Raw genomic sequence first — 21,423 nt, forward strand, 5'->3', positions numbered from 1 at the left:
CCTAGTTACGTCCGGAAATCAGCCGTCGGCGCTGCTCTTCGGGCACCTTTGCCTCTTCGAGAAGTTGTTCAAAGGAAATCTTGGAAGATACCGCCACAGGCGCCTCGTTCGACTTGTAGCTAAGGCCAGCAACGAGTCGCGGAGGATTAGCCAGGAACGAATGCAGCTGCTCAGTCGTGGTCTGGAGGCCTCGGGCTAACACTTCAAGGAAGCGGTCGGGCACAGTCGCTAAGTCAACCAACCTCGCCCGAAACCCCACCATGACGCTGCTCGGCACACCTAGTTCCCGCCTAAGCGTCAGCAACTGCCGCGGCGTCAGGAGAGCAAACGGGTCTACCGGTTCCACCTTCGGAACCGAAAGGATCGCTTGGAACGCTTGCCAAGATGCGTCCACCCAAGCCTCATCTGCTGGCGTTGTTTGACCTTCAGCCGCGCGTTGAAGCCTCAGCTCAAGCGAGAGGTCGACGAGTTCTTCCACCATTGATGGATGCTCGCGTAAGTACCTTTCGAATGTCTGACGGTCGTGAACGGGCTCAGATGCAAACTCGAACAGTACTTGCTCGACGTTGTCGTGTTTGGGATTACTCATCTGCCGCTCCAAGCCCGATCATCTCGCGTATACGCCTGATGGCGTCGTCGCGCCTGTTGCGAACCGTCTTCTCAGTCACTCCTAGTACTTTCCTGATGGAAAGCACCTGCTCGTCGGACGAATCCAACGGCATCCCTTGGAGTATCATTTCAATCACTCTTCGTTGCTTTTCCGGTAAAGCATCTATCGCTGCTGCCACGCGCGACCGGTAAATTGGATCCTTGGACAGCAGCTCTTCTTTCAGATCGAGGCTGCCGACGGCACGTTCAACTGCCACTGACGGCTCAAGTGTATCGTCATCGCGCTCGATCTGGGCGCTCCTAGCCGCTTCGCGTCGTGAAGACCGGAGGGCAGTAGCGCGCAGAGATGCAACAGCACCGGCAAACATCACCTCGAAGTAATCGAGGCTAGAGTGCAGATTTTGTTGATCCTCGATTAGCTTCTTGTTGAATACATCTCTTACTTGATCGCGTGCACTGGCGGCATGGACGTTTTCCAGCTTCCCGATGCGCTCTCCTTCTACACGCGGCAAAGCCGCATCGATGCGGCGCATCAATTCGAGGTAGAGCTGCTGGAAGTACGGACCATTGTTATCGAAGCGCGCTGTACGGATCAGATGGACCAAGCATTCCGACTGCACGTAATGGTCGGATCGTGGGTCGCGTACCCTCAGCGCCACCAATACCTCCTCCCTCGACTTCTCGAGTAGAAGGGTCAAAGCAGCTTCAACCTCGGGACGCCGTGTGTAGAGGGAGCCATCAGGACGCCGTTGGGTTAGTTCGGCGGGTCGTACCTCCCGTACTTGCGATGCCACTGAAAGACTCGCCTTTCCTGGGTGTTAGCTGACAAGCTAACGCTCTCCGCTGGTCTACCGTGCGTCAAGATCCTTTACGAGGCGAGCGCTGCCCATGGCATGCTTGTGGATAAACCTCGAACACGCCTTGCTACCGCGGCGCCGTCTGAAGTGTATACGCGCGGAACTGCGCGGCTCTTGCTCAGGATACCGCTGACATTGGAGGTCATGATTTACGGTACTTTTTCTCGGAGAGGATCTCTCACTTCTCGTTCTTAGCCTGAGCATCTCTTCCGGCGGCAGAAACCAACAACCAGAACAACGCTTTAAGCCCCTTTTCGAAGAGAGGGTCGGAAATCGACCCCCCCCCCCCCCCCGGGGTCCGCATCTTGATGTCATGGAACTCGGTGTGAACCCTCAGGTCGTGCGTATCTTCCGCAGCTTGCCCCAACATACCTGGCCTCGTTCATCATTGTCATAAGCCGCCATCGGACGTTGGCCTGAATTGACAAGGCGCGAGGCGGGATTCAGGGTGGGGCATCCGGCTGGAGAGCTGCACCGTGCCTGCCCCGACCCAAGACTTCGTTCCCTACCTCCGCGTCTCCACCGACCGCCAGGGCCGTTCAGGGCTAGGCCTGGAGGCGCAGCAGGCAGCCATTGCCGCGTTCATCGCTCAGACCCCTGGCGCCCATCTTCTGGATCCACCCTACATTGAGGTGGAGAGCGGGCGAAAGGACGACCGGCCCGAGCTCGCGGCGGCCATGGAGCGGTGCCGCAAGACCGGCGCCACGCTGCTGATCGCCAAGCTGGACCGGCTGGCCCGCGACGCGCACTTCCTGCTGGGCCTCCAGAAGGCGGGCGTGGAGTTCGTCGCCGCCGACATGCCTCATGCCACCCGGCTGACCATCGGCATCCTGGCCGTAGTCGCGGAGGAGGAGGCCCGGATGATCTCGGCGCGGACCAAGGCTGCTCTGGCGGCCGCCAAGGCTCGCGGCGTCAAGTTGGGTGGAGTGCGCCCAGGTCAGCGACTGCCCGACGCAGAGGTCTCCGCACAAGCCCGCAAGGCCGGCACAGCAACCCTACAGATGCGAGCCGAGAGGAAGTCCCGCCAGACTGGCCGCCGGATCGCCGCATGGGTGGCCCAGGGCGAGAGCCTCGCGGGGATCGCCAGGGCGCTAAACGAGGCCGGGGAGCGGGCGCATCGAGGCGGCCTCTGGACCGCCACTGCCGTGCGGAGAGCGCTGCTGAAGGCTGCCGAATGATCGGCACCGGATCACGCTGAATCGCCATCCATGAGGATCATCATCTGACGATAGTGCATGTCATGGATCCCCCTCCAGAGCGCAGTCAGTGACAGGATTGCCTGCGCTCGGAAGAAACACCGTAGCCGTGAATACCCCATATCTTCTCTGGTCATGAAGTCGGTGCTGAAGACAGGGAACTCGTATAGGTCCGTGATGTCTGAAGAGAATTCCAGGCATCGAAGAAGATGGGAAGCTCGCCCTCGCAGTGCAGGCGGTACTGGTGCGGGCTTGCTGGCGAGGGGCCCGATCCTTTCTGAAGGACAAAATTGAGGCCAAGCGGCGAAGAGAGAAGGATCGGTGAGAGGACGCAGGACCAAATCATGTTCTGGGTCTTACCTCCTACAGGGAGAACTCCAGGCGGTCGTGCGGTCGACCTCTGACCTCTCCGATCATCCGCACGCGTGCCCTCAGTTCATGCGCTGCCTTCGTTCCATGTACTGGTACTGACCAGACTTGTGGTCGGCATCGCGACGACTTGTGGTGGGACTGATGGACCGCGCCGGGATCGGACTACGCCTACGGCAGTCCTCCTGTAGTGCGGCGGGTAAGTGTTTGTTTTCACAGAAAAGGCACTATCAGTTTTCCCAACGCCTGCTCAGAAGGCCGGCTCCAAGTCATCGGGGTGGACTACCTGACGCCAAGCCCGCCCGTTGCGGGGCTTGGTCGTCTTCCTGGCCGCTCTCACGCCTGGAACGCTGTATCCCGACAGCCCGGCCACCATGGCGTCTGGCAGGTAGGCGTGATCCTCCAGCAGCCACGTCAGGCGCTCCTTGCGATCGCTGATGCTCCGCGCCGTGCTGACAACGCCAGACCAATCCATGGCCCGTGTGATCTCTGCCAGCCGGTCGGAGAAGAGCATCGGCTTGCCGCGCTTGTTCATCCCGAAGCCCAGCTCCACCGCCCAGTCGGCGAGGACGTGGTTCTTGCCGTGAACGACCAGCCATCCCCAGGCCTTCAGCAGCCAGGTCGAGCCGGCCTTCGAAGCCGGAACCAAGGCGGCGGATCTGCTCGGCTGCTGCAGTGAGCTGCACCGGTCGGCGGGAGCGGCTGCGCCCAGCGAGCTGCAGGGCGAGGAAGTGGGAAGGTTTGTGCTGTCGAAGGGCACGGTGGTCTCCAGAAACGACGAAGCCCCGCGAGGCGCGAACCTGCGGGGCTTCTGTGGGATGGTGTAGGTTCAGTTCAGGTGGTCGACGGCGGGTGGCCGCATGTCCGGTTGCCAACTCCGCGCCTCCTTCTTGGGGACAGGCAGTAGATTGAGGCGCCGAAGATCGAGCGGAATGCCATTTCGATGTCTGACGACCATGCCCCGGACGCCCGGCAGGCCGACGATTACTCGGGCCAGAAGAGCCACTGGGGAGCTGCCCTGCTGCCCTGATGCCCGGGCCCACGCCATTGCTGCTTTGGACTTGCCAACAACCGACAGCGAGGAGCCAGCTCGGTCTAACAATGTCCAATGTCGCCCGAACTCGCGGTGAATCCGTTCCCAGTCAGCGGTGTCCAGCAGCATCCGGCGGCCCTGCGCTGCCGATCCGGTCAGTTCCACCAGTACACAAGGCCTGCCATCGGCAAGCACATGGAGTACGGAGGGATTTGGGTTGCGTTTGACAGGGAGGCGCCTGTTTCGGCGACGAGGACGACGTTCCGATTCTGCAGCGGTGATCGGATAGTCTGCGAAGCTGTTGTTCATGTTCAACCTGCGTTGATGCGTGAGATCCGTAAGCGTCGTCTGACCCCCATGGTTGAGGTGCACAGCTCTGGGGAGGAGGATTGAGCCTTCTGGAGAGAGGGCAGGCAGTGGACGGGGATCTGGTCGGGAGCACGGAGGCGAGCACTCCTATGAGTGATCGTATGAGTGCCCGTACGGAATTCGTGGAAGTGGTGACCCGCGGTGAACGGCGCCGCCGCTGGAGCCCCGAGCAAAAGCTGCGGATCGTCGCCGAGGCGATGGACCCCACAGTCACCGCGGTCGATGTGGCACGGCGCTGGGGGATCGGCACGGGACTGCTTTATACATGGCGACGCGAGCTGCTGATGGCGGTCACCCCGGCGCCGATCACGCCAGGGCTCCCTGCGATCGCAGCGGAGGAAGCCCCCTGCGAGAATGCGCCTGCCGTCATTGCTGAGGCCGCCTCGCTGCCTGGTGACGGACGGATCGAGATCGCGCTTCCAGGTGGTGTCGTCGTCCGTGTTGATGCCGGGGTAGACGAGGCGGCGCTTCGGCGCGTCCTTGCGGCACTGGAGAGGCGATGATCGGTCCCGCGCCGGGCACACGCATCTTCCTCGCCTGCGGGGACGGACATGCGGCGTGGCATGGACGGGCTTGCCGCTCTCGTGCAGACCACCTTCGGCGAGGATCCGTTCTCGGGTGCGGTCTATCTCTTCCGTGGGCGCCGGGGCCATCTGGTGAAATGCCTCTGGCATGACGGTCAAGGCCTGTGCCTTTTCCAGAAGCGCTTGGAACGGAGCCGCTTCCAGTGGCCGGTGACGAACACCGGCAGGATTGCGTTGTCGGTGGCGCAGACTTCGATGCTGCTCGAGGGCCTGGACTGGCGCAACCCACAGCGGGTGTGGCGGCCGAGCGCGACGTAGCAGCTTTCGCTTGCACCGACGCGGCGCGGCCTGCGACGATTCCTGCGTGACAGCAGCCGATGACACGAACGGGGCGGACGCGGAGGTGGTTCTCCTGCGCGCTGCGCTGGCTGCCGCCGAGGCGAGGATCGCGGCACTCGAGGGCATGCTCCACGCGCTCAACCGCGCACGCTTCGGCCAGAGTGCCGAGCGCATCGATCCCGGCCAGCTTGTCCTTGCACTTGGCCGCGACGTGCCACCCCCGCCGCCCGCGAACGATGCGCCGGGGGAGGATGGCCCTCGCGGACGCCCATCGGCGCGCCGGAACCGCGGCGCCTTGCCGCCGCACCTCGAGAGAGTGGAGCGCGTGCTGGAACCCGCCAGCCGGACCTGTTCTTGCTGCGGCAGCGACATGCGCGTCATCGGCGAGGACCGGTCAGAGCGGCTCGACGTCGTGCCCGCGAGGCTGCGGGTGCTGGTGACCGTCCGCCCGCGCCTGGCCTGTCGTGGCTGCGTGGGCGGTGTTCATCAGGCGCCTGCCCCGGAGCACGCGGTGACGCGCGGTCTGCCGACCGAGGCGCTGCTGGCGCATGTGCTCGTCTCGAAATACGGCGACGGCCTGCCGCTGTACCGCCAGGTGGCAATCCTCCGCCGCAGCGGGGTGAGGCTCGACCGCTCGACCCTCTGCGACTGGGTCGGGGCAGCTTGTTGGTGGCTCCGGCCTCTCTACGAGCGGGTCCTGGAGCATGTCAGGAAACAGGGACGGGTGTTCGCCGACGACACGCCACTTCCCACCCTGGAGCGCGGTCGCGGGCGAACCCGCAAGGGGGCCCTCTGGGCCTATGCCGTCGACGACCGCCCCTGGCTGGGGCGGGCTCCTCCTGCGGTCGCTTATGCCTACGCGCCGGACCGCAAGGGAGCGCGACCCGCTGCTCATCTCGGCCGGTTCCGAGGCGTGCTGCAGGTCGACGGCTATGACGGGTTCAAGGCCATGCGGCGGGAGCGCCGCGACGGCTCGGTGACGCTGGCCTTCTGTTGGGCGCACCTGCGCCGACGGTTCTTTGAGGTCCATGCGGGCACGAAGTCGCCCATCGCCGCCGAGGCCTTGCTGCGTATCGGGGAGCTCTACCGGATCGAGCGCGAGATCCGGGGCCGCTCGGCGGAGCAGCGCCGCGCCATCCGTCGCGAGAGGAGCGCGCCGCTGGTCGCCGCCCTCGAGATCTGGCTGCGGGCGCAGCTGGATCGCCTCAGCCAGGGCTCCAAGCTCGCCGGGGACATCCGCTACGGCCTGCGCCACTGGGGCGGTCTCGTGCGGTTCCTTGAGGACGGCAGGCTGGAGATGGATACAAACACGGTGGAGCGGCAGATCAGGCCCGTGGCCGTCACCCGCAAGGCGGCGCTGTTCGCAGGCAGTGAGGCAGGCGGCGCGAACTGGGCCATCGCGACGACGCTGATCCGGACGGCCCTGATGAATGACGTTGAGCCCGAGGCCTGGCTGACCGACGTGCTGCAGCGGATGGTCCGCGGCGACGTGCGCTCGAACGGGCTTGATGCCCTTCTCCCCTGGACCTGGGGCCGGGACACCGCCGCAGCGGCGTAGCCATCAGAGCCCCGGCAAGGCGGGGTTTACCTCCTCCGCGTCGCTGGTATCGGCATGGACCGCGTCGTGGATGATGCGCGTGGTCACGCCCTGCAGATGCGCCCGCAGCGCCCGCTCCAGTTCCAGAAACTCGGGCCAGAGGACCGTATCGAGGAAGCCCTTGGGCGCGCGCAGCATTACCGTCGTGCGCTTCTGGCGAGGGTAGCGATAGGGCCTCAGCCCGTAGCGGCGGCAGAGGGCGACGAAGAGCTGCCGGGACCAGCTGTCCGGCATTGAGAACTGCTGCTCCACGGCCGGGTCACGGCGGGCTTGCTCGGCCAGGCGTGCCTTGACCCGCTCCAGCGCCGCCCCGGCCGCCTCCCGCTCACCCGCCGTTCCTGCACCCGCAATCAACGCCTCGATCTTGCGGAGCCGCTCCCGGAGATCGTCTTCGCCCGCCATCCCCCTCAACCTCCAACCGGCATGCAGGATAACCGGTACAGACCGCCAGGGCAGCAGGGCACGTCAAGCGCTGAGCTGGATGGGGATCAGACGACGGTTACTGAGATCCCCGCGCAGCGACAGCTGGCAGGGTGTGATGAAGGCCCGAATGACGTCTGGCGGGGGTGCGGGAGGAAGATCGCCAAGCTCGGCTATCGCGCACGAGATCGATGGAGGCGTAGCAGGCCCAGCATCCAAGCTGGTGGTGGAATGAAGGGCCCGGAGCCGAGCAAAGCCGGCTAGGCCAAGCCAAGTGCTAGCTCCGATTCGACCAAACAGATGAGGCTGAACGCGGCTCCGGCCCCTCAAAGTGAGAGGCCGTTTCTTCCCTCGTAAGCGTCCGCCTATTGGCAGTTTCTGTGTGGTCCAGAGCTGAAAGGAAAGGAGGGTGAGCGCCTCTCTTCTCGTGAGACGCGAGCGCAGTTCCTACGCTCGTAAGCATGGATTTTTGGCCGCTTGCCACGGCCCTGCACCCGCGCTGTGCCGAGGCGCTGGGCCAGCAGCTCGGCCGACCGCAGCGCGAGCGATTTCGATCTGGTCGCGCAGCAGATCGCGGTCGTTCAGCCACAGCGCCTTCGGCGCCTGCAGCAGTTCCTCCCTGAGCACGCTGCCCCCCCCTTCTTGCGGAGGGCAGGCACCACATCGCGGTGACATCGAACTGTTTCCTGCCGACTGGGCCTCATCTACGGTGAGAAAGGCCTTGGCCGCCGTCCAGTTGACCTTGCGGCCGGAAAGGTAGGCGCAGACGGCTCGGCACGCTTCAGCCAGGACGAAGCAGTGCCGGCCGCCCAACCCGCCGGTCGGGACCTGCTGGCCGGTGGCGGGGAACGTAGAGAAAGGCGGAACTACGCCGCCTCCCGCCGGATTCCTGCTTTACGTCTCAGCGCCTGTATCTGCTCTAGAGATCAACGCCCTGACGGCCATCCGCTGCTGCAGTACAGCGCACAACTGACCCTCGCTCTCGAGCGAGAGCAGAAGAGACACAGCCTCATTGTCGGCTAACATGAGGCGCAGCGCTGGCTGGCCTGAGGGGTCGACGGAAGGCGTGCTAGTGAGGCGGAGGACAACCTCGTATGTGATCCGCTCGCCAGGAGGCCGCGAGTCGGTCAGTTCCAAGCTTTGCTGGCCTCGGTCGCCATGCTTCCGGTTCCACTCGACCACTGTTTTGCGAGCACGCTTTGCGACCCGCGCGGCGAGTGACGGTGGCACGCCAAACTCGTCTTGTAGACGAACCACGTCCAGCTTGTACTGGAGGTCGGGATAACGATCTTCCAATTGCGTTCTCCTGTTGGATGACAGGAGGGGACAACCAGTATGCAACTTACAGACTGTAAGCCGGTGTTCATGGCTCGTCCCTCTACAGGGGAGCGCATGCGAGGCAGAGTTTCAAGGCCTACGCTGTGGGGGATGATCTGTGGGGGAGACTATGGGGGAATGAAAATCGACGCCAGATTAAGGCGTTGAAATCATTGACCTTCTAACCGGAAGGGAAAACTGGCGGAGGGGATGGGATTCGAACCCACGAAAGGGATTATCTCCCTTTAACGGTTTAGCAAACCGCCGCCTTCGGCCACTCGGCCACCCCTCCGCAGGAGTGGAAGTTACACGGCGTATGCAGGCGTGCTTCTAGCGGCGGGCGCGGGTCTCGTCAAATGGCAAAGCTGCCTTTTAGTTAAGCTTAACCTCGAAACCGCGAGAAACTCCCGGGCGGGCCATCATCCGGGCATACCAAGCCCCGACCGCAGGGAAATCCGCCAGGTCCACGCCGTGCCGCTCATGCCGCCAGGCCCAGCCGATCACGGCGAAGTCGGCGATGCTGGGCTCGCCCGTGGTCGCGAGGAAGTCTCTCCCCGTCAGGCGACGGTCCATGACGCCATACAGCCGGCGGGTTTCCTTGCCGTAGCGCTCCAGCCCGTAGTCCCGTGCCGGGCCTTCCGGCTGTCCAAGGAAATGATGCACCTGCCCGGGCATGGGGCCAAAGCCGCCCATCTGCCACATCAGCCATTCCAGCACTGCCATGCGCGCGCGTGGGTCGGCAGGCAGGAACTTGCCGGTCTTTTCGGCCAGATAGATGAGGATGGCGCCCGATTCAAAGACGCTGATCGGCTGCCCGTCCGGCCCCTCCGAATCCATGATGGCGGGGATGCGGTTGTTGGGCGAGATCTTCAGGAACTCGGGGTCGAACTGCTGGCCCTTGGTGATGTCGACGACCTTCACCTCATAGGGAAGGCCCATCTCCTCCAGCGCGACGCTGATCTTGCGGCCGTTGGGGGTGTTGTAGGCGTAGAGGGTAATCATGCCGGCGCGCTTCCGTTCCCGAGGGTCCACAGGAACGGAAGCGTCGCACGGCGCCGGCCGTCAGGCCAGCTTGCGTTTCAGGATGTCATTGACCAGGGCTGGATTGCCCTTGCCCTGCATGGCCTTCATGGTCTGGCCGACAAAGAAGCCGAAAAGCTTCTCCTTGCCGCTGCGGTATTCGGCCACCTTGTCGGCGTTCCTGGCCATGACCTCGTCGATCATCGCCTCGATGGCGCCGGTGTCCGTCACCTGCTTCAGCCCACGCTCCTCGACGATCTCGGCGGGCGCCTTGCCCGTCTCGAACATCGCCTCCAGCACCTCCTTGGCCAGCTTGCCCGACAAGGTGCCGTCCTTGATCAGGTCCAGCAGCGCGCCGAGGTTCTCCGCGCTGACCGGCGAATCGCCGATGCCGTGGCCGGTCCGGTTGAGGCCGGCGAAGAAGTCGCCGGTCACCCAGTTCGCCGCCATCTTCGGATCGCGGCCGGCAGCCACGGTCTCGTAGAAGGCCGCGGTCTCCTTCTCCAGCGTCAGCACATGCGCGTCGTAGGGCGTTAGGCCGTAATCGCCGACATAGCGGGCGCGGCGGGCATCCGGCAGTTCCGGCAGGCCAGCCTTCAGCTGTTCGACCCAGGCGGCATCCAGCACCAGCGGCGGAAGATCCGGGTCGGGGAAGTAGCGGTAGTCATGCGCGTCCTCCTTGGAGCGCATGGACCGCGTGACGCCGCGCGAGGTGTCGAAAAGGCGCGTCTCCTGCACCACTTCCTCACCCGCTTCCCAGACCTCGATCTGCCGGCGCGCCTCGGCCTCCACCGCCTGCATGACGAAGCGGATGGAGTTGACGTTCTTCACCTCGCAACGCGTACGGAACCCCTCGCCCGCCTTGCGGACGGAGACGTTCACGTCCGCGCGCAGCGAGCCCTGCTCCATATTGCCGTCGCAGGTGCCGAGGTAGCGCAGGATCTGCCGCAGCTTGGTCAGGTAGGCGCCTGCCTCCTCGGGGGAACGCAGGTCCGGCTCCGACACGATCTCCATCAGCGCCACACCCGAGCGGTTCAAGTCGATGTAGCTCTTGGTCGGGTGCTGGTCGTGCAGCGACTTGCCGGCATCCTGTTCCAGATGCAGGCGCGTGATGCCGATCTGCTTGGTGCTGCCATCCGACAGCTCAATCTCGATCTCCCCTTTCCCGATAATGGGAAACTCGTACTGCGAAATCTGATAGCCCTGCGGCAGATCGGCGTAGAAGTAGTTCTTGCGGTCGAAACGCGACCACAGATTGATCTGCGCGTTCAGCCCGAGGCCGGTACGCACCGCCTGCGCCACGCATTCCCCGTTGATCACCGGCAGCATGCCCGGGAAGCCGGCATCGACGAAGCTGACCTGGCTGTTCGGCTCCGCGCCGAATTCCGTCGCAGCGCCGCTGAACAGCTTGGCCTTTGAGGTGACCTGGGCATGCACCTCCAGGCCGATCACCACTTCCCAGGCGCCCGTCGCACCCTCGATCATATAGCTCATGCCGCGGCCCTCAGGGCGGGGGTGGCGGTGAAGCCGGCGGCCTGCTCGACGGCGCGGCCGACGGCGAAGACGGTTTCCTCGTCGAAGGGCTTGCCCAGGACCTGCAGGCCCAGCGGCAGGCCCCGCGCGTCCAGGCCCGCCGGCACGGCGAGGCCGGGGATGCCGGCCAGGTTGGCCGTGACCGTAAAGACGTCGTTCAGATACATCGCCACAGGATCATCCTGCTTCTCATCCCGCCCGAAGGCGGCGGAGGGGGTGGCGGGGGTCAGTATGGCGTCTACCTTGCCCCAGGCCTCGTCGAAGTCGCGCTTGATCAGCGCCCTCACCTTCTGCGCCTTCAGGTAATAGGCGTCGTAATAGCCGGCGCTGAGCACATAGGTGCCGATCATGATGCGGCGGCGGACCTCCTCGCCGAAGCCGGCGCGGCGGGTGCGCTCATAGAGGTCCTTCAGGTCCACGCCATCCTCGCGCAGGCCGAAGCGCACGCCGTCGTAGCGGGCGAGGTTCGAGGAAGCCTCGGCCGGTGCCACGATGTAGTAGGTCGGCAGCGCATACTGGGTGTGCGGCAGGCTGATATCCACGGTCTCGGCGCCCGCCTCCTTCAGCCAGGCGATGCCCTGCTGCCACAGCGCCTCGATCTCCGCCGGCATGCCCGGCAGGCGGAATTCCTTCGGGATGCCGATCCGAAGCCCCTTCACGCCCCGCTTGCAGGCCGCCGCGAAATCCGGGACCGGCATATCGGCGCTGGTGGAGTCCTTCGGGTCGGAGCCGGACATGGAGCCGAGCAGGATCGCGCAATCCTCCACCGTGCGCGCCAACGGCCCCGCCTGGTCGAGCGAGGAGGCGAAGGCCACGGTGCCGAAGCGGGAGACGCGGCCATAGGTCGGCTTGATGCCGGCGATGCCGCAGAAGGCAGCGGGCTGGCGGATGGAGCCGCCGGTATCCGTGGCCGTGGCGCCCAGCGCCAGCCGCGCCGCCACCGCCGCGGCGGAGCCGCCGGAGGAGCCGCCCGGCACCAGCGCCGCATCGTCGCCGCGGCGCTTCCACGGGTTCTCCACGCCACCGAAAGCCGAGGTCGCGTTGGAGGAGCCCATGGCGAATTCGTCAAGATTCGCCTTGCCCAGAAAGACGGCGCCATCCCGCAGCAGGTTGGCCGTCACCGTGCTCTCATAGGGCGGCACGAAGTTGCCGAGGATACGGCTGGCGGCCGTGGTGCGGATGCCGGTCGTGCAGAACAGGTCCTTGATGGCCAGCGGAATGCCGGTCAGCGGCTTGGCCTCGCCCTTCGCCAGCGCGGCCTCGGCGGCCTTGGCCTGCTCCAGCGCCTGCTCGGCGGTCACGGTGATATAGGCGTTGATGCGGGGGTTCAGCGCCTCGATGGCCGTGATGAAGCTGCGGGTCAGCTCCACCGCGCTCACATCGCGCTTCACCAGCAGGGCGCGCGCCTCGGCCAGCGTCAGGTCGGTCAGGCTGTCCATGGCGCTCACTCCACCACCTTGGGAACTGCGAAGAAGACACCGGCGCGGTCCGGCGCATTGGCCAGCACCTCGTCCTGGATGCCCCCATCGGTCACTTCATCGGCGCGCATCCGCAGGGCCTGGTTGCCACCGCCGGCCATGGGCTCCACGCCCTCGGTATTCACGGCTTGCAGTTGCTCGATCCAGCCCAGGATGCCGTTCAATTCGGCCTGGAGGCGGGGCAGCTCGTCTTCCTCCACCCTGATGCGGGCGAGGGACGCGACGCGCCGGACTGTGGCGGTGTCGAGCGACATTCTGTTCTTCTTCCGGTGTAGTGAGTGATCGGTCGTGTTGGCACGCGAACGGGGGCGGACCATAAAGGCCGCCATGCCCTTGTTCAACCTAAGCGACCTTCGCGCCGGCCTTGCGCGGCATCAGAGGCTCATTGGCCTTGACCCCGGCAAGCGGATCGTGGGGGTCGCGCTCTCAGATGTCACGCTCATGCTGGCCAGTCCCTACACCGGGTTGAAAAGGGCCAAGCTGGCGGTGAACGCGGCCGAGGTCAGCGCCATTGCCCGGAAGGAGGGGGCCGGGGGACTGGTGGTAGGCCTGCCACTCGGGCTGGATGGCAGCTTCGGCCCCGCAGCCCAGGCGGCCAAGGACTGGGCCATGGCGCTTTCTGAAGCCACTGGGCTGCCTGCGGCGTTGTGGGACGAGAGGCTCTCTTCCTCCGCCGTCAACCGCATGCTCATCAAGGAAGCCGATATGACGCGCGCCAAGCGTGCCCAGATCGTGGATGCAGCGGCCGCCGCCTACGTGTTACAGGCCGCTCTCGACGCCACCGCCATCCCACCTTCCTGACTTTCGAGCCGCCCAGACAACATGCCGGACGACCCGACGGACCTGATCACCGAAATATACGACATGGCCACCGGCGGCGCCTCCGCCGGCACAGGCGGGGTCGACTGGCAAGCGGTGCTTGAGCGGATGGCGGGCCTTACCGGGTCCCATGCCGGCATGCTGCACCTGGCGGACCCCCACAGGCAGTCAGAGGTCTTGGGCTCACACGGCTGCGAACCCGACATGACCGAAGCCTATGAGAGGTATTTTTACCAGCACGACGTCTTCCGCCTGCCCTTCCGTAGCCTTCGGGCAGGCGAGTTGATGCTGAGCCAGGACTATGTGAGCGAACAGGAGATCCAGTGCTCCGAATATTACAACGACTTCCTGCGACCTAAAGTCGGGCAGGCCTTCTACAACGCGGGCGCCTATTGGGAGCTGCCCAGACAGCGGCTCCTCTTCATCGGCATCCAGCGGACGCGCCGCGCCGGCTCCTTGCCCCGCCATAGCGCCAATCTCCTTCGGCAAGCCTGGCCGCATCTGCCCCGTGCGCTGTTGCTGGCCGAGCGAATCGGCACGGAGAGGGAGGCGCAGGATCTGGGGTTCGATGCGCTGGACCTGCTGCCGAACGGCGTGCTGGTGCTGGAGGCGGACTGCCGGGTGGTCTTCGCCAACCGTTCAGCGGAGCAGCTGATGCGAAGCGCCGGCATGACCCTGCGCCCGGGTGCCGCCCTCCATCTGCCCGTGGGGCAGGAGGACGGTAAGCTCACCCAGCTGGTCTGGCAGGCAACCCGCCAGGAAGGTGGCGTGCCACCGCTGCCGGGCAGTATGCAATGCACGCGCACCGCCGGGTCCAGCCCTCCGCTCACACTCCTGGTCGCCCCGTTTCAGCCCAGGCGTCACCAGCGCCACGAAGGCAGCCGGCCACGGGCCCTGGTGCTGATGAGCGAGCCGCCTCTGGAGCCCGGTGACATCTCCGGGCAGATCGTTCAGCTTTTCGGCCTCAGCCCCTCCGAAGCCGGGGTGGCGGCGGCGATGGCCAGCGGGTTGAGCCCGGAGGAAATCGCGCAGCAGCGGGCCGTGCGGGTCAATACGATTCGAACCCAGATCAAGTCGATCATGTCGAAGACCGGCACCCGCCGCCAGGGCGAGTTGCTCCGCCTGCTCCTGTCCCTGCCCCGGCTGACCAGCTGAAGCTTGGTTAGGCCGAGCGCTCCAGGGGCCTTCCGGCGGGCCTGCACCGCCGTTATGGTCGCGCGCCTCTAGCCGGACTGAATTCCCGCCATGGTCGCTTATCCGCACCGGCATCTCCTGGCCCTGCAAGGGTTGGAGCCGCCCTACATCGCCGATCTGCTGGATCTGGCCGAATCCTATGCCCTGTTGAACCGCAGCGGAAAGACGCAGCGGGATCTGCTGAAGGGCCGGACCCTGATCAACCTCTTCTTCGAGGACAGCACCCGAACCCGCACCAGCTTCGAGCTGGCCGGCAAGCGCCTGGGCGCGGATGTCATCAACATGTCCGTCAGCCAGTCCAGCGTGAACAAGGGCGAGACGCTGCTGGATACGGCCTCCACCCTGAACGCCATGAACTGCGACCTGCTGGTGGTGCGCCACGCCCAGTCCGGCGCGCCGGCACTGCTGAGCCAGAAGGTGGAGGCCGCCGTCATCAATGCCGGGGATGGCACGCATGAGCACCCGACCCAGGCGCTGCTGGACGCCCTGACCATCCGCCGCCGCAAGGGCGCGCTGGAGAACCTGATCGTCGCCATCTGCGGCGACGTGCTGCACAGCCGGGTGGCGCGCAGCAACATCCACCTGCTCTCCGCCATGAACTGCCGGGTCCGCGTGGTCGGCCCGCCGACCCTCCTGCCCTCGGAGGTGGAGCGCATGGGCGTGGAGGTTTTCCACGACATGAAGTCGGGCCTGCGGGACGCCGACGTGGTCATGATGCTGCGCCTGCAGAAGGAGCGCATGGCCGGTGGCCTGGTCCCCTCGGCGCGCGAGTATTTCCGCTTCTTCGGGCTGGACAACGCCAAGCTGGCGGTCGCGAAGCCTGATGCCATCGTCATGCACCCGGGCCCGATGAACCGCGGTGTCGAGATCGACAGCGCCGTGGCCGACGACCCCACGCGCAGTGTCATCGGCGAACAGGTGGAAATGGGCGTGGCCGTCCGCATGGCGGTGCTCGACATCCTATCCCGCAACCTGCGGCGGAACGCCCGGCCATGATGCCCTCCCCGGATATTCTCTTCACCAATGCCCGGCTGGTCGACCCGGCCTCGGGCCTTGATGCGACGGGCAGCCTGCTGGTCAGCCGGGGCGTCATCGCCGACCACGGCGGCTCCCTCGGCGTGCCCGATGCCGCGGCCATCGTCGATTGTGGCGGCGCCGTACTGGCGCCCGGCCTGATCGACCTGCGGGCCAGCCTGGGCGAGCCCGGCAGCGAGTATCGCGAAACCATCGACAGTGCGGCGGAAGCGGCGGCGGCGGGCGGCATCACCACGCTCTGCGCCCTGCCAGATACCCAGACGCCGCTGGACGATCCGGCCCTGCTGCAATTCGTCTGGCGGCGGGGCGAAGCCGGCGGCAGCCTGTCCGTTCTGCCTTACGGCGCCGCCACCAAGGGTTGCGCCGGCAAGGAACTCTCGGAGTTCGGCCTGCTGCGGGAGGCCGGAGCGATTGCTTTCACCGATGGCACCCACGCCATCGGCAGCGCCCGCACCATGCGGCTGGCGCTCTCCTACGCCCGCGCCTTCGGCACCTTCGTGGTGCAGCACCCGGAGGAGCCGGACCTCGCCCGCGGCGGTGTGGCCACGGAAGGGGAGATGGCCACCCGCATGGGCCTGCCTGGCATTCCCGCTGCGGCCGAGGCCATGCTGGTGGCACGGGACATCGCGCTGGCCCGGATCACCGGAGGTCATGTGCATTTCGCCCATGTCTCCACCGGCGCGGCGCTGGACCTGATCCGGCAGGCGAAAGCTGAGGGGCTGCGCGTTACCTGCGATACCGCGCCCCCCTATTTCGACCTGAACGAGACCGCCATCGGCGACTTCCGCACCTATGCCAAGCTCTCCCCCCCGCTGCGGCGGGAGGAAGACCGGCTAGCCGTGGTGGCGGCGCTGAAGGACGGCACCATCGACGCCGTCGCCTCGGACCACCAGCCCCGCGACGCCGATGACAAGCGCCTTCCCTTCGCCCAGGCCGAGGCCGGTGGCGCCGGCCTCGCCACGCTGCTCGGCGTGACCCTGGCCCGCGTCCACGGCGGCGACCTCAGCCTGACCCAGGCCCTGGCCCTGCTGACGCAGAAGCCGGCCGAGCTGCTCGGTTTGGAGACCGGCCGCCTGAGCCGCGGCGCACCGGCCGATCTCGTGCTCTTCGATCTGGAACGCGGCTGGAAGGTCGAGGCCGGCAAGCTGCCGGGCAAGGCCCAGAATTCGCCATTCGACGGCCGGCCGCTCGAGGGCCGCGTGCTCGGCACATGGAAGGCCGGGCGGCGGGTCTTCGGATGAACGCACTGCTTCTGGCGGCCGCCATCGGCTATCTTTCCGGCTCCGTGCCCTATGGGCTGTTGCTGACGCGCGCGGCCGGGCTGGGCGACATCCGCAGCATCGGCAGCGGCAATATCGGCGCCACCAATGTGCTGCGCACCGGCAACAAGAAGGTGGCGGCCGGGACCCTGGTCCTGGATGCGCTGAAAGGCGCCGTGCCTGTCCTGGTGCTGGGCGCCCTCTGGGGCCGGGATGCCGGGCTGGCAGCGGGCATCGGCGCGCTGCTGGGGCATGTTTTCCCCGTCTGGCTTCGCTTCCAGGGCGGCAAGGGCGTGGCGACCGGCGCGGGCGTGCTGCTGGCGGCATCCTGGTGGATCGGCCTGCTCTGCGCCGTGATCTGGTTCGCCATGGCCAAGGTGACCCGCATCTCCTCCGCCTCAGCGCTCACCGCGTGCCTGGCGGCACCGGCCATCGCGCTGCTCTCGGGTGATCTGCGGCTGGCCGGCTTCGCCCTGGTGGTGGCGCTGGTGGTGATCTGGCGCCACCAGGACAATATCCGTCGCCTGCTGGCCGGCACCGAGCCGAGGATCGGCAAAGGCAAGTGACGCGGGCGGAGACCCTCGCGCTCCTGAGGCTGACGCGCACCGAGGGCATCGGCCCCCTCACCTGGCGTCGCCTGCTGGCGCAATACGACAGCGCCTCGGCCGCGCTGGATGCGCTGCCACGCCATGCGGCGCGCCGTGCCGCGCCCTTCACCCCGTTTCCGCAGGGGGAGGCGGAACGTGAACTGGACCGGCTGGAAGGCATGGGTGGCCGTTTCCTGGTCTGGGGCGAGGCGGATTACCCGCCGCTGCTGGCACTTCTGGAAGATGCGCCGCCAATGCTGGCGGCGATCGGCGACATCGGCTGCCTGCACGCGCGCCAGGTGGCCGTGGTCGGGGCCCGCAACGCCTCGGCCCTCGGCCGTCGCGTGGCGGAAGGGCTGGCCGAGGCTCTGGCGGCCGAGGGGATCGTTATCACCTCCGGCCTCGCGCGCGGCATCGATGGTGCCGCGCATCAGGGGGCGCTTCGCCGCGGCCGCAGCGTCGGCGTCGTGCCGGGCGGCATCGATATCGCCTATCCGCTTGAACACGCCGAATTGCAGTCGAACCTCGCGGAAGGCGGTGCCCTGGTGGCCGAGGCGCCACTCGGCACCGCCCCCATCGCCCGGCACTTTCCACGACGGAACCGCATTATCGCCGGCCTCAGCCTTGGCGTGGTGGTGGTGGAAGCCGCCTGGCGCTCCGGCACGCTGATGACGGCGCGGTTGGCGCTGGAAGCCGGCCGCGAGGTCTTCGCCGTGCCAGGCAGCCCGCTGGACCCCCGCTGCGCGGGCTCCAACGAGCTCATCCGCCAAGGCGCGCATCTGACCGGCCGAGCCGAGGATGTGCTGGAACACCTGCCGGAATCCCCGCGCGAGGCGCCTCTGTTCCGTCTCAAACCGGCGGCACCGGCCCAAAAACCGCCCGCCCAGCTTCCAGTCACTGAAGGCGACGCCGCCCATCTCCTTGATTTAATAGGAAACAGCCCGGTCGCTGTTGACGAGTTGCTTCGGCGCTGCCACCTCTCGACTGCTGCGGTGCAGGGTCTCCTGCTGGATTTGGAGCTGGAAGGGCGGATTGAAACCCTTGCCGGCAACCGTGTTGTTCGCAGTGACTGAGTACGTTCCCGCCTGGGTCCGGCCCGCCCCCATTGTGGCCAGAGAGAGCACGCGACACCTGCCATGACCGACGTCGTCGTCGTCGAATCGCCGGCCAAGGCGAAGACCATTAACAAATACCTGGGCCATGACTTCACAGTCCTGGCCAGCTTCGGCCATGTGCGCGACCTGCCGCCCAAGGATGGCAGCGTGCGGCCCGAGGAAGATTTCGCCATGGACTGGTCCTCCGAGGACCGGGGCGAGAAGCAGGTGGCGGCCATCGCCAAGGCTCTGAAAGGGGCGACGCGCCTCTTCCTGGCCACCGACCCGGATCGCGAGGGCGAGGCCATCTCCTGGCATGTGCAGGAGATGCTGCGGCAGAAAGGCGCGCTGAAGGGGATCGAGGTCCATCGGATCACCTTCAACGAGATCACCAAGCGGGCCGTGCAATATGCGCTGGAACATCCGCGTGACCTCGATACGCCGCTGATCGAGGCCTATCTGGCGCGGCGTGCGCTGGATTACCTGGTGGGCTTCACCCTCTCCCCCGTGCTCTGGCGCAAGCTGCCCGGCAGCCGCTCCGCCGGGCGCGTGCAATCCGTCGCGCTGCGCCTGATCTGCGAGCGCGAGGCTGAGATCGAGGCCTTCAGGCCGCGCGAATACTGGACGGTCGAGGGCAAGTTCCTGACCGTCAACGGCGCGCCCTTCACGGCGCGGCTGACGCATCTGGGCGGCAAGCGGCTGGATCAGTTCGACCTGCCGGACGAGGCCAGCGCCATGCGCGCCAAGGCCGCCGTCGAGGCCGGCGCCTTCAGCATCGCCAGCGTCGAGAAGAAGCGCGTCCGCCGCAATCCGCCGCCGCCCTTCACCACCTCCACGCTGCAGCAGGAATCCTCGCGCAAGCTGGGCTTCGGCGCGCAGCAGACGATGCGCCTGGCACAGCAGCTCTACGAGGGCGTGGACATTCAGGGCGAGACGGTCGGCCTGATCACGTACATGCGGACCGACGGCGTGCAGATGGCGCGGGAGGCGATGTTCGCCATCCGCGATCATGTGAAGGACGCGTTCGGCGCCGAATACATCCCCGCGGCGCCGCGCGAGTATTCCTCCAAGGCCAAGAACGCCCAGGAAGCGCATGAAGCCGTCCGCCCGACCGATGTGGGCCGCACGCCGGAACAGGTGGCGCGCTTTCTCACCGTTGAGCAGCGCCGCCTCTACGAGCTGGTCTGGAAGCGTGCCGTCGCCAGCCAGATGCAGTCAGCCGAGCTGGACCAGACGGCGGTGGATGTTGCCGACAAATCCGGGCAGGTGAAGCTGCGCGCCACCGGCAGCGTCATCGCCTTCGACGGCTTCCTGAAGCTGTATCGGGAAGACGTGGACGACGCGGCCGGCGATGACGAGGAAGGCCGTACGCTGCCGCCGATGCGCCAGGACGACCCGGCGAAGCTTGGCGCCGCGCAGGCCGACCAGCATTTCACCCAGCCGCCGCCACGCTATTCCGAGGCCTCGCTGGTGAAGAAGATGGAGGAGCTCGGCATCGGCCGCCCCTCCACCTATGCCTCCATCCTGCAGACGTTGCAGGACCGCGACTATGTGAAGCTGGACAAGCGCCGCTTCATGCCGGAGGACCGCGGGCGGCTGGTCACCAGCTTCCTCGTGTCCTTCTTCGAGCGTTACGTCGACCCCCATTTCACGGCCGGGCTTGAGGAGCAGCTGGACGACATCTCCGGCGGCCGGGCCGACTGGCGCGCGGTGATGCGTGCCTTCTGGGAGGAATTCAACGCCGCCGTCGCCGCTACCAAGGACCTGACGATCAGCGCGGTCATCGATGCGCTGGACGAGGAGCTGGGCCCGCACTTCTTCCCCACTCCCGCAGATGGGGGCGACCCGCGTGCCTGCCCGAGCTGCTCCAATGGCAGACTGGGGCTGCGCCTCGGCCGCAACGGCGCCTTCATCGGCTGCTCCAACTACCCGGAATGCCGCTATACCCGGCCCCTGGCCGTGCCGGGCGCCGAGGGTGACGCGGAGGGCGGAGGGCTGGCGGGCGGCGTGCGTGAGCTGGGCGTGGACCCCGTGACCGGGCAGGACGTGACGCTGCGGCGTGGCCCCTATGGGGTCTATGTGCAGCTTGGCGAAGGCGGCACCGACCAGAAGGGCAAGGCCATCAAGCCGAAGCGCACCAGCCTGGCGCGCGGCATGGACCCGGAGACGCTGACGCTGGAGCGTGGCCTGGCGCTGCTCTCCCTGCCCCGCGTGATCGGCCTGCACCCCGAGACCGGCGACGAGATCACCGCCGCCATCGGCCGCTTCGGGCCCTATGTGAAGATGGGCAGCATCTTCAAGTCGCTCGACAAGGATGACGACGTCCTCTCGATCGGCATCAACCGCGCCGTTTCCCTGCTGGCGGATGCCGCTGCCCGGGTGCGCTCGCTCGGCCCCCATCCCAAGGATGGGGAGCCGGTCGAGGTGAAGAAGGGACGCTTCGGCCCCTTCGCCCAGCATGCCGGCATGGTGGCCAGCCTGCCGCGCGACATGACGATGGAGGAGATCACCCTCGATCAGGCCGTGGCGCTGCTGGCCGAGAAGGGCAAGAAGCTGCCGCCCCGTGGCAAGAAGGGCGCGGCGGCCAAGAAGGCTCCGGCCAGGAAGGCGGCCGCCACCCCGGCCGGGGATGCTGCGGAGAAGCCGAAGAAGGCGCCCGCCGCCCGCAAGCCGGCATCGAAGGCCAAGACCACGGCCACGAAGAAGCCCGTCACAAAGAAGCCTGCCGCCAAGAAGGCGCCCGCGGCCAAGCGTGAAAAGGTGAAGGCCTGAGC

20 protein-coding genes and 1 tRNA gene are annotated in these 21,423 nt (G+C 66.4%); 11 read left to right on the forward strand and 10 right to left on the reverse strand.

Annotation, left to right across the window (positions count from 1 at the left end):
• Position 1 precedes the first annotated feature (1 nt).
• Together IAI58_RS11605 and IAI58_RS11610 are read right to left on the reverse strand one after the other, a co-directional pair.
• Positions 2-589 carry a hypothetical protein gene (locus tag IAI58_RS11605; protein ID WP_208775936.1) on the reverse strand — a complete coding sequence of 196 codons (588 nt, stop codon included), beginning with the start codon at positions 587-589 and terminating at the stop codon, positions 2-4.
• Positions 582-1,268 carry a sigma-70 family RNA polymerase sigma factor gene (locus tag IAI58_RS11610; RefSeq protein ID WP_208775937.1) on the reverse strand — a complete coding sequence of 229 codons (687 nt, stop codon included), beginning with the start codon at positions 1,266-1,268 and terminating at the stop codon, positions 582-584. The genes IAI58_RS11605 and IAI58_RS11610 overlap by 8 nt, the downstream gene beginning before the upstream one ends.
• Positions 1,269-1,942: 674 nt before the next feature.
• Between IAI58_RS11610 and IAI58_RS11615 the strand changes: the two genes are divergently transcribed.
• Positions 1,943-2,644 (forward strand): recombinase family protein, encoded by a 702-nt coding sequence (locus tag IAI58_RS11615; protein WP_208775938.1) that lies wholly within the window; start codon positions 1,943-1,945, stop codon positions 2,642-2,644.
• 637 nt (positions 2,645-3,281) lie between these two features.
• On the opposite strand, the gene IAI58_RS11620 is transcribed toward IAI58_RS11615, so the two are convergent.
• On the reverse strand, positions 3,282-3,791 hold the full coding sequence (locus IAI58_RS11620; RefSeq protein ID WP_208775939.1) for a hypothetical protein: 510 nt from the start codon (positions 3,789-3,791) through the stop codon (positions 3,282-3,284).
• A gap of 69 nt (positions 3,792-3,860) precedes the next feature.
• Positions 3,861-4,373, reverse strand: a complete 513-nt coding sequence (locus IAI58_RS11625; protein ID WP_208775940.1) for a hypothetical protein — start codon at positions 4,371-4,373, stop codon at positions 3,861-3,863.
• Positions 4,374-4,534: 161 nt separating this feature from the next.
• Between IAI58_RS11625 and tnpA the strand changes: the two genes are divergently transcribed.
• From tnpA to tnpC, 3 genes are read left to right on the forward strand one after another with little or no spacing between them, the layout of a single operon-like run.
• Positions 4,535-4,936 (forward strand): IS66-like element accessory protein TnpA, encoded by a 402-nt coding sequence (gene tnpA, locus IAI58_RS11630; RefSeq protein ID WP_207451415.1) that lies wholly within the window; start codon positions 4,535-4,537, stop codon positions 4,934-4,936.
• A gap of 60 nt (positions 4,937-4,996) precedes the next feature.
• Positions 4,997-5,275: an IS66 family insertion sequence element accessory protein TnpB gene (gene tnpB, locus IAI58_RS11635; protein WP_419555778.1), complete on the forward strand. Its 279-nt coding sequence runs from the start codon at positions 4,997-4,999 to the stop codon at positions 5,273-5,275.
• Positions 5,276-5,321: 46 nt separating this feature from the next.
• On the forward strand, positions 5,322-6,854 hold the full coding sequence (gene tnpC, locus IAI58_RS11640; RefSeq protein WP_408906225.1) for an IS66 family transposase: 1,533 nt from the start codon (positions 5,322-5,324) through the stop codon (positions 6,852-6,854).
• A 3-nt stretch (positions 6,855-6,857) separates the two neighbouring features.
• Here the strand turns inward: tnpC and IAI58_RS11645 are convergent, their stop codons facing one another.
• From IAI58_RS11645 to gatC, 6 genes are all read right to left on the reverse strand, one after another.
• On the reverse strand, positions 6,858-7,295 hold the full coding sequence (locus tag IAI58_RS11645) for a hypothetical protein (protein WP_208775942.1): 438 nt from the start codon (positions 7,293-7,295) through the stop codon (positions 6,858-6,860).
• A 1,534-nt stretch (positions 7,296-8,829) separates the two neighbouring features.
• A tRNA-Ser gene (locus IAI58_RS11650) sits at positions 8,830-8,922 on the reverse strand.
• Positions 8,923-9,002: 80 nt separating this feature from the next.
• Positions 9,003-9,632, reverse strand: coding sequence for a glutathione S-transferase family protein (locus IAI58_RS11655; protein ID WP_207447520.1), 630 nt, complete (start codon positions 9,630-9,632; stop codon positions 9,003-9,005).
• 60 nt (positions 9,633-9,692) lie between these two features.
• On the reverse strand, positions 9,693-11,144 hold the full coding sequence (gene gatB, locus IAI58_RS11660; RefSeq protein WP_207447522.1) for an Asp-tRNA(Asn)/Glu-tRNA(Gln) amidotransferase subunit GatB: 1,452 nt from the start codon (positions 11,142-11,144) through the stop codon (positions 9,693-9,695).
• Entirely contained in the window at positions 11,141-12,622 is a 1,482-nt protein-coding gene (gene gatA, locus IAI58_RS11665) for an Asp-tRNA(Asn)/Glu-tRNA(Gln) amidotransferase subunit GatA (protein ID WP_207447524.1), read from the reverse strand. Before gatA ends, gatB begins: the two co-directional genes overlap by 4 nt.
• A gap of 5 nt (positions 12,623-12,627) precedes the next feature.
• A complete protein-coding gene (gatC, locus tag IAI58_RS11670) occupies positions 12,628-12,915 on the reverse strand; it encodes an Asp-tRNA(Asn)/Glu-tRNA(Gln) amidotransferase subunit GatC (RefSeq protein WP_207447526.1) in 288 nt (95 codons plus the stop codon).
• 73 nt (positions 12,916-12,988) lie between these two features.
• On the opposite strand from gatC, the gene ruvX reads away from it, so the two are divergent.
• The 7 genes from ruvX (at position 12,989) to topA (ending at position 21,421) form a co-directional block, all read left to right on the forward strand.
• Positions 12,989-13,462, forward strand: a complete 474-nt coding sequence (gene ruvX / locus IAI58_RS11675; RefSeq protein ID WP_207447527.1) for a Holliday junction resolvase RuvX — start codon at positions 12,989-12,991, stop codon at positions 13,460-13,462.
• A 21-nt stretch (positions 13,463-13,483) separates the two neighbouring features.
• Positions 13,484-14,635: a helix-turn-helix transcriptional regulator gene (locus tag IAI58_RS11680; RefSeq protein ID WP_208775943.1), complete on the forward strand. Its 1,152-nt coding sequence runs from the start codon at positions 13,484-13,486 to the stop codon at positions 14,633-14,635.
• A 90-nt stretch (positions 14,636-14,725) separates the two neighbouring features.
• On the forward strand, positions 14,726-15,670 hold the full coding sequence (locus IAI58_RS11685) for an aspartate carbamoyltransferase catalytic subunit (protein ID WP_207447531.1): 945 nt from the start codon (positions 14,726-14,728) through the stop codon (positions 15,668-15,670).
• Complete coding sequence (locus IAI58_RS11690) at positions 15,667-16,950, forward strand: dihydroorotase (RefSeq protein ID WP_207447533.1); 1,284 nt, start codon at positions 15,667-15,669, stop codon at positions 16,948-16,950. The genes IAI58_RS11685 and IAI58_RS11690 overlap by 4 nt, the downstream gene beginning before the upstream one ends.
• Positions 16,947-17,534, forward strand: coding sequence for a glycerol-3-phosphate 1-O-acyltransferase PlsY (gene plsY, locus IAI58_RS11695; protein WP_207447535.1), 588 nt, complete (start codon positions 16,947-16,949; stop codon positions 17,532-17,534). Before IAI58_RS11690 ends, plsY begins: the two co-directional genes overlap by 4 nt.
• Complete coding sequence (dprA, locus tag IAI58_RS11700) at positions 17,531-18,628, forward strand: DNA-processing protein DprA (protein ID WP_207447537.1); 1,098 nt, start codon at positions 17,531-17,533, stop codon at positions 18,626-18,628. The genes plsY and dprA overlap by 4 nt, the downstream gene beginning before the upstream one ends.
• Positions 18,629-18,691: 63 nt before the next feature.
• Positions 18,692-21,421, forward strand: a complete 2,730-nt coding sequence (gene topA, locus IAI58_RS11705) for a type I DNA topoisomerase (RefSeq protein ID WP_207447538.1) — start codon at positions 18,692-18,694, stop codon at positions 21,419-21,421.
• The last annotated feature ends 2 nt before the right edge of the window (positions 21,422-21,423 follow it).

Origin of the sequence: Roseomonas marmotae, assembly GCF_017654485.1 — a bacterium.
GTDB lineage: Bacteria > Pseudomonadota > Alphaproteobacteria > Acetobacterales > Acetobacteraceae > Pseudoroseomonas > Pseudoroseomonas marmotae.